Origin of the sequence: Marinobacter bryozoorum (genome assembly GCF_023156245.1) — a bacterium.
Lineage (GTDB): Bacteria > Pseudomonadota > Gammaproteobacteria > Pseudomonadales > Oleiphilaceae > Marinobacter > Marinobacter bryozoorum.
The window spans coordinates 21,611-27,999 of the sequence record NZ_JAKZAH010000044.1 but is presented as its reverse complement, the minus strand read 5'-3'; the positions used below and the strand labels follow the sequence as shown (position 1 = coordinate 27,999).

General features: G+C 53.6%; 5 protein-coding genes and 1 pseudogene. 1 reads left to right on the top strand and 5 read right to left on the bottom strand.

The window, feature by feature from the left end; genetic code table 11:
- The 5 genes and pseudogenes from MLC59_RS17245 to gmtY form a co-directional block, all read right to left on the bottom strand.
- Window positions 1-597 (bottom strand): annotated as a pseudogene (locus MLC59_RS17245) (AAA family ATPase); the annotation flags it as partial.
- Window positions 590-1,030: a VPA1267 family protein gene (locus tag MLC59_RS17240; RefSeq protein ID WP_248236641.1), complete on the bottom strand. Its 441-nt coding sequence runs from the start codon at window positions 1,028-1,030 to the stop codon at window positions 590-592. The gene MLC59_RS17240 and the pseudogene MLC59_RS17245, both read right to left, overlap by 8 nt.
- Window positions 1,023-1,691 carry a gamma-mobile-trio protein GmtX gene (gene gmtX, locus MLC59_RS17235; RefSeq protein WP_248236639.1) on the bottom strand — a complete coding sequence of 223 codons (669 nt, stop codon included), beginning with the start codon at window positions 1,689-1,691 and terminating at the stop codon, window positions 1,023-1,025. Before gmtX ends, MLC59_RS17240 begins: the two co-directional genes overlap by 8 nt.
- Window positions 1,688-4,309: a gamma-mobile-trio integrase GmtZ gene (gmtZ, locus tag MLC59_RS17230; RefSeq protein ID WP_248236638.1), complete on the bottom strand. Its 2,622-nt coding sequence runs from the start codon at window positions 4,307-4,309 to the stop codon at window positions 1,688-1,690. Before gmtZ ends, gmtX begins: the two co-directional genes overlap by 4 nt.
- Window position 4,310: 1 nt before the next feature.
- Window positions 4,311-5,777 carry a gamma-mobile-trio recombinase GmtY gene (gmtY, locus tag MLC59_RS17225; protein ID WP_248236637.1) on the bottom strand — a complete coding sequence of 489 codons (1,467 nt, stop codon included), beginning with the start codon at window positions 5,775-5,777 and terminating at the stop codon, window positions 4,311-4,313.
- Window positions 5,778-5,963: 186 nt separating this feature from the next.
- Here gmtY and tusD point away from each other — a divergent pair, with 186 nt between their 5' ends.
- The gene (gene tusD, locus MLC59_RS17220; protein WP_248236636.1) at window positions 5,964-6,389 is read left to right on the top strand and encodes a sulfurtransferase complex subunit TusD; all 426 of its coding nucleotides are present in this window, start codon (window positions 5,964-5,966) and stop codon (window positions 6,387-6,389) included.

Below are 6,389 nucleotides of genomic sequence, written 5' to 3'. Positions count from 1 at the left end.
ATTGCTCTTGAGTATCTCAACGGTGCGATCATCGTGGTATTTCAGGATGCGTTGCTGAATGCTCAGCGGCACTCCCACAGAGGCCAGCCAGTTCGCATGCGCAAGGTTTTTGTACTTGGCGTAGCCGTTGTAAAGCGCGGTTACTGAAACCTCGCTGAGAACCTTCCTGAGAAGGCCTCTGTGCTTAGCGGTGCCAGACTGGAGCATGAAGTGCAGGTCACTGCCAAAAGCGTTCCAGAGGGCTCGTGCTTTGGCCTCACCGATACCGGTGAACTCCTTTTCATTGGCAATGAAACGGATCAGCGCTTCGCCCGTCTCGGGCAGCGTGCACTCCATCTCAGCTGGGGCGTCATACAAATGCTGCTGAAGCTCATAATCGCCTGCCTGAACGGTCTCCAGGGTCCTGACACCACGCACCCGCCATTGCTGGCCAACGGACGGCTTGATAGGCAGGGACTGGTTTTCGCATCGGATGCTGACGATGTATTTGCCGGAGTTGATTTTGTAACTGTCGGCTTTAAGGGGAATGCCCGTGAAGATCGTGTATTTATAGCCGTTATGCTGGCAGCTGGTGACACGGAAATAATCCTCATGCATCGGGCGCGACTCCGAACTCAGTGAGGACTTCGGACAGTTCACCGTAACGTTTCAGCTTGGCTTCAAGGGTTGCCACCCGGGCCTTTAACTCAATGTTTTCCTGCTCCAGCACTGAGAGCCTTCTCGATTCCATGGCTCTTTGGTTAACGCTGGGATCATAACGCTTCGGTCCTGATCGCTGGGCCTGGGCGGTTTCGGTCAGTTCTGGCAGAACACCCCGATCACGCAGGTTCTGCTCCAGATTCTCCAGCGCCGTTTTGATGGCCGGATTCTGGTGCAACGCGCTCTTTCCGATGCCTATGGCTTTGGCCACTTCGCCACGGTTTAACTGGCCCCGAAAGACGATCTGCTTAAAGTCGTCATCCGTTTGGGTGGCCACCCAGCTCTGGAAGGCACTCAGGTTCTGACGTGCTCTTTCCTGACCATTACTCATCAATTTCACCCAGGATCTTCTTGAGCCCGGTCAGGAAGCCACGAGGCAGGATTTCCGTACCCAACTCATCTTTCACTTGGCCCAATGCGTTCGCTCTAAATCCGAGTTTCTCCAACCATTCCTCGGTGCAGACGGTTTGCAACGCCTTGATCTCGTTTTCCGAACAGATCCCCTTTAACGAGGGCAGCAGCTCCACGGTGGCTTCAGGCTGGGGCTCCACATAGGTCGTCGGTCGCTTATCAATCACGATCTCGGTTGTGCTCTTCAGCATGTTGGCTTCGCTTCTGTAGCGGTCCCGCTCCCGAATGATTTGCCCGAATAGGGCACGTACTGCCGCGTCCTCAATGCGCTCCAGCAGTTGGTGGTCCTGGCTCATTCTCTTGGCTGGCCCGACCGGTGGTTTCTTCGTGGTGGTCTTTGCCTTGGCGGCCCACGCTTCGACCAGATCCCGATAATACTTGTTTGCAGTGGCACGAATCGACTGATAGCCCACACCGCCATCTTCCACGGATACGCGCCCAATGGTGGTGATGGAAAAGTCCCGAGCACCGGAGGCGAAGTAGGCGCTCAACGTTTCGTGAAGCTTATCCAGAGATGCCTTCGTCTTCGCAGTCTTGCCGTCTTTGAGGGTGTCCAGAACCGCATCGACATCAATGTTCATTCGGACACCTCCAAGGCCGGAATGCGCTTCAGAGCGCCTGACGACAGCGTGATCGGGTTGATTTGTTTGATTGCCTCAAATCCCGATTTCAGGAGCCCATCGTTCTCCAGGAACTCTTGCGCTTCGATGTAATTTGTCGCGATTCGGTAGCCTTCCATCTTGTCGTCTGGGTCCGCGATCTTAGCCATCTTTCGAACGAGCGCATTACCCACGATCAACTGTGTGTTTTCGTCCATTTCCAGAAAGACGGGCTTGTACCCGGAGCGGGCCATCATTCGACTCAAGACGTTGGTACGCTTGGCAATCGCAGGCGTCTTGCGCAGGTCATCGTGAAGGTCGGGGTAGAACTCAGCGTCCTCACAGAGCAAAGACAGGTGCAGCAATTCCGAGTCGGTTTCGATGAATTTCATGCTGACGTTGAGGTCTTCCGCAGACCCCACGGCGACCAGCTTTTGACGATCATCGTCCTCAGTTCGCCCATTCTCAATCTGGACCACTTTGTTGATCAGACTGAAGAGGGCGATGTAGTCCTTGGCGTACTTATCTGCCTCCACGCGCTGCTTCTCGTAGCGGCGCTCCAGGGCCTGAAGTTCGCTGTGCTTGAGGAACGGTTTACCGTCTTCCTCGGCAAGGAACAGCTCATCCTTCAGGGCCTCTAATTGGCCTTCAATCTCGACGGCCAGTTCAGCCGCCTGGTGCGCTTTGTAGCTGACTTGATTGAACTTGGAATTCAGAGCTGGCAGGTAGGTCGCATCGGTGATGTGCCAGCGACAGCGGGGGCAGTTTTCAGGGCCATGGGGTACCGGGCCATAAATCCTTGACTTCGCAGCTCCCGCATCTTTGATAAGGGGGCCGCCGTTCCAGCAGCCCCCTACGGTGGAGAGTTCATCTGAGCGCACGGTGTTGCCTCCGACCAGGCACAAGCCCGTGGCGCGTTCCTCCCAGCCAATCGGATTACGGTTCGCCAGCGCAGCTTCGACAGAATTGTACTGATCACCATGGAAGGCAGCGCGGAGTTGGATCTGCCTCATCTCTGCGTCCTGAAGAAAGTTCCTCAGGGACGCTTCCCCGCGTTCAACCAAGGCGGAGTCGGCCTCGCTCATTTTTTCGGCCATCACCGAGGGTGTAATCTTGTTGTAATAGATCGTCATTAACAGCCGGGTATGACCGGCCAGAAGCTTGGAGATCACCGGCAACGGCAGATCGGTGTCCATGGTGTAGCAGGTAATCAACGAGACCCGAAGGCTGTGCAGCGGGTATTCCGTTGACACCTTGTTCCCTTCTCTCCCCTCGAAGTCATCGCTGTAATCTTTCACAAACCGGAGGCGCTCCCCGTCTTTCATCCTCAGGCCCGACTGGAACAAATCTTCTTCCAGTTTCGACAACAGGCGGTACCAGGGATTCCCCAGTGTGCCGCCGGAAATCGGGAAGCGTGAGTTTCTCTCTCGGAATAGAAACGCAAACTCGCCCATCTCGGCTAATTGCTTCTTGGATTTGGTCTTGCCAATATTTTTTGCTTGAAGCTCGGTACCATTAACCAACCGGTCGATGGGGTTATATTTTTCCTGCCAGTTGCGGAGCTTTTCCAGCCAATACAGCAGTTCTTCGTGCTGCCAGGGGATAGTGTAGCCGCGCTGAATCTCATCCTTGTTTTGGTCGGCGGTTTTATTGGTGGAAACGTACAGCCCGGAGGCATAACTCTCCGTCATCGAGTCGTAAATGCGCCGGAAGATGCCTTTCTGGTAGGGACGCTTGGGCGTCCCATACTTGAAGGGGTGTTTGGTGTTTTCCACCCATTGCCCACCTTCGTAGCGCCACGTATCACCTTCACCGGAATCCAGAAACCGTACCTGAAAAGAACGAAGCGGCAGATGGAGCTTGGTAAATAGAAACATCGCCATCACAGGCGACCAGATCTCATGGATCTCAACTCTCTTCATGTTCCTGTTCACAATCCGTTTACGGGCAATGCAATCCGGATCATCGGGATCAATGACCTCCGGAGGCACTTCCATCCACGCCTGATTGCCAGACTGAAGTTGACCGATGGCCCAACGCCAGTCTTTAAAATGAAACCCGACCCATGGCGTTTTATTGCCGGAGTCATCGGTTGGATAGGGACAGAGGATGTGCCTGGCTTGCTGGATATAGCGATAGGGTAACGGGCTGTGGACGGTTTCGGTGCTTGATTTGTTTTCCTTGATTTTTTCGAACGGATTAGGGAACAGGGGCCGCTCGACGCCGTGATCATCCTCGGTACTCAAATGGTGCTTGAGGATGTAGTCGCATAAATCGACCGTAAACGAAATGAATTTACAGCTCTCTGTATTCCCTCTACCGCTATTCAGAAAGGCATCAAACTCTTCACTGGATACTTTGTGGCCACTCGGATGGCCCTTGAACATTGTGGCTACGTCAGCGGCATACGGGGCTTTCGCGTTCAGGTAAAGAAGAAATTTTCTTATACCCCTCAAACGCTTATCAACGCCTTTATCTTGCGTTGTTAGCCATTCAGCGGCGTACTGCTGCCATTGCAGCCAGTCGTGCCCCAGTTCCTCAGTCACCCAACCCAGCGTCAGATCCCTGGTGTAGCCTTTGCTTCCTGATTTTTTAGTCATGTTATCGCTTCCCTAAACGTGGATTCTTGCCGGTAAAGTTGCCGTTTGGATCAATGTCTTCAAAACCCTGTTCTGCTAACGTCCTCCAGTCGAAAGAGGCGGCAGTCTTTTCTTTATCCGATCCCAACTGAAGTTGTTGTGTTGCCTGGGACAGCGCTTCTGAGACTTTCACGCTGGAGGGCATGGTGTAAGGAACCTGAGACTCCAGACTTGCGTGATGCAGGCACTTTTTGCGAATGAGTGGATCTACCCCAGCATCCGTCAAACGGCGGCCATAATTGTGGCGATGCCCATGAGGATCGAGCCCTACGCTCTTGTTAGGTTCGAGGCCAATTCGTCTTAATCCTGCGGCATAGCTTTGGTTGAAGGCATTGTAGGTATAGGGATTGCCCAGATAGCGAGAGTCGAAGCTGATAAACGCATAGGGGTGATGGCACTCCAACGATGCACGGAAAACCAAATACTGTCGCCACAGCAACATGAATATCCGAGCAAACTCCTGAGGGAAGAAGTACGCCTCCAGGTAACCATCCTTGTGATCCAGGGTTTTGGATTTCCAGCCGAGATGCTGGGTGTTTTGCATCTCCTGACGCGGTATGCGTGAATACTTTTCTTGTAGGTACGCCTTGCGTGTTTTTATCCCTTTTCGGGACTTCCATCCTTCAGGTGCCTTACCTTCTATCTCGTTGTAGATTCTCACGATTGCCCGATCCGGATCGGAGGGGGCCTCGAAGACATCTGTGACCCAAAGCAACAGTGCTTCGCTCCGCCTCAACCCGGCCGCGTGCATCAGGAGCAAGATAAGCTTGTCCCGCAGGGCAACTCGCGGGTCTTTGGCTCCTCCCAAGCCCTTCATGTAGAAGTCTTCAAACTTTCCCGTAGGGAAGGCAATGGCATCGTCATTGGTTCTTGCCAGAGGCGTTCTGCCCTTGATGCTGCGGGCTCTCTTGACAGTATTGTTGATCGACTTGTCTTTGATGTGTCCGAGGAAATCGTTCTGGTTGCGCCTAAACCAAGCGGCATACTGGATGCGCTCCTCATGTCGAGTGGCTGTCCGCAAGGTATTAAGAGGCTTGCCCAGACCTTTGTCCGAGAGCCAATTGGTGAAATTCGTCAGATTGCTGATGTGTCGATGTATCGTGCTATTACTGGCCGGTATCCAATAAAGGCCAGAGGGGTCCAATCCATCTTCACCGATGGTGCCGCTGTAGAGCCGTCGGACAAAGGCCGCGAACAACGCTTCGGGTTCATCGAACATGCCTTCGTTGGCACTCATGAACTCGATGAGGAGCCTAATCGACTGAATATGGCTAGTGATTGTTGAAAGTGAGATGCCGTTTAGGTGAAGGCTAAGCACATAATCTGTGACTGACCCCAAAACCCCTTGGTCAGTCAGAATGACCGGAATCTCTGTGGCCACTCCACTTTTGTCCTGAACTACCTTGGCTGTAACCTTCGTTGCAAACATCCTTGATGCCCTACACATATTACACAGTATTCACTATACATATAGTTCATTCTTCAGGAAAAAGAAACCCCCAATTAAGGGGGTTTTTATCAAAATTACACAGGTCTAGGTACTATACAGAAGCCCTGCGGGGCTTTTTTCTTGGTAGCATAATGCCCTGAAGCCATTTCTGATCCGGAAGCCTCAATGCCTGATCTTTCAGTATCCGACCAGCCCGGCTACAGCCTGGTGATCACCGGCGCTCCCTATGTGAGCCAGGCCCCTGCCTCGGCCTACGACTTCTGCCAAGCGCTGCTCGACTCTGGCCACAGGGTTGACCTGGTCTTCCTGTATGGCGACGGGGTTCACCTGGCCTCGGCACTGAACACCCCGCCATCCGATGAAACAGACTGGACCGGCCGCTGGCAGACCTTGTCACGCGAACACAGGATTACGCCAGTGGTCTGCATCGCCTCTGCCCTGCGCCGTGGATTGCTCAACGAGGAAGAAGCCCGCCGCTATCAAAAGCCCGCTGCCAATCTTGCGGAGGGTTTTACCATTGCCGGACTCGGGGAGTGGGTGGAAGCCGTAAACCGCTCGGAGCGCGTGGTGTATTTCCATGGAGCCGCATGA

Bases quoted from the DNA above. Each gene is read 5' to 3' on its own strand.
- MLC59_RS17240 (WP_248236641.1), bottom strand. From the start codon at position 1,030: ATGAGTAATGGTCAGGAAAGAGCACGTCAGAACCTGAGTGCCTTCCAG.
- tusD (WP_248236636.1), top strand. From the start codon at position 5,964: ATGCCTGATCTTTCAGTATCCGACCAGCCCGGCTACAGCCTGGTGATC.
- gmtZ (WP_248236638.1), bottom strand. From the start codon at position 4,309: ATGACTAAAAAATCAGGAAGCAAAGGCTACACCAGGGATCTGACGCTG.
- gmtY (WP_248236637.1), bottom strand. From the start codon at position 5,777: ATGTTTGCAACGAAGGTTACAGCCAAGGTAGTTCAGGACAAAAGTGGA.
- gmtX (WP_248236639.1), bottom strand. From the start codon at position 1,691: ATGAACATTGATGTCGATGCGGTTCTGGACACCCTCAAAGACGGCAAG.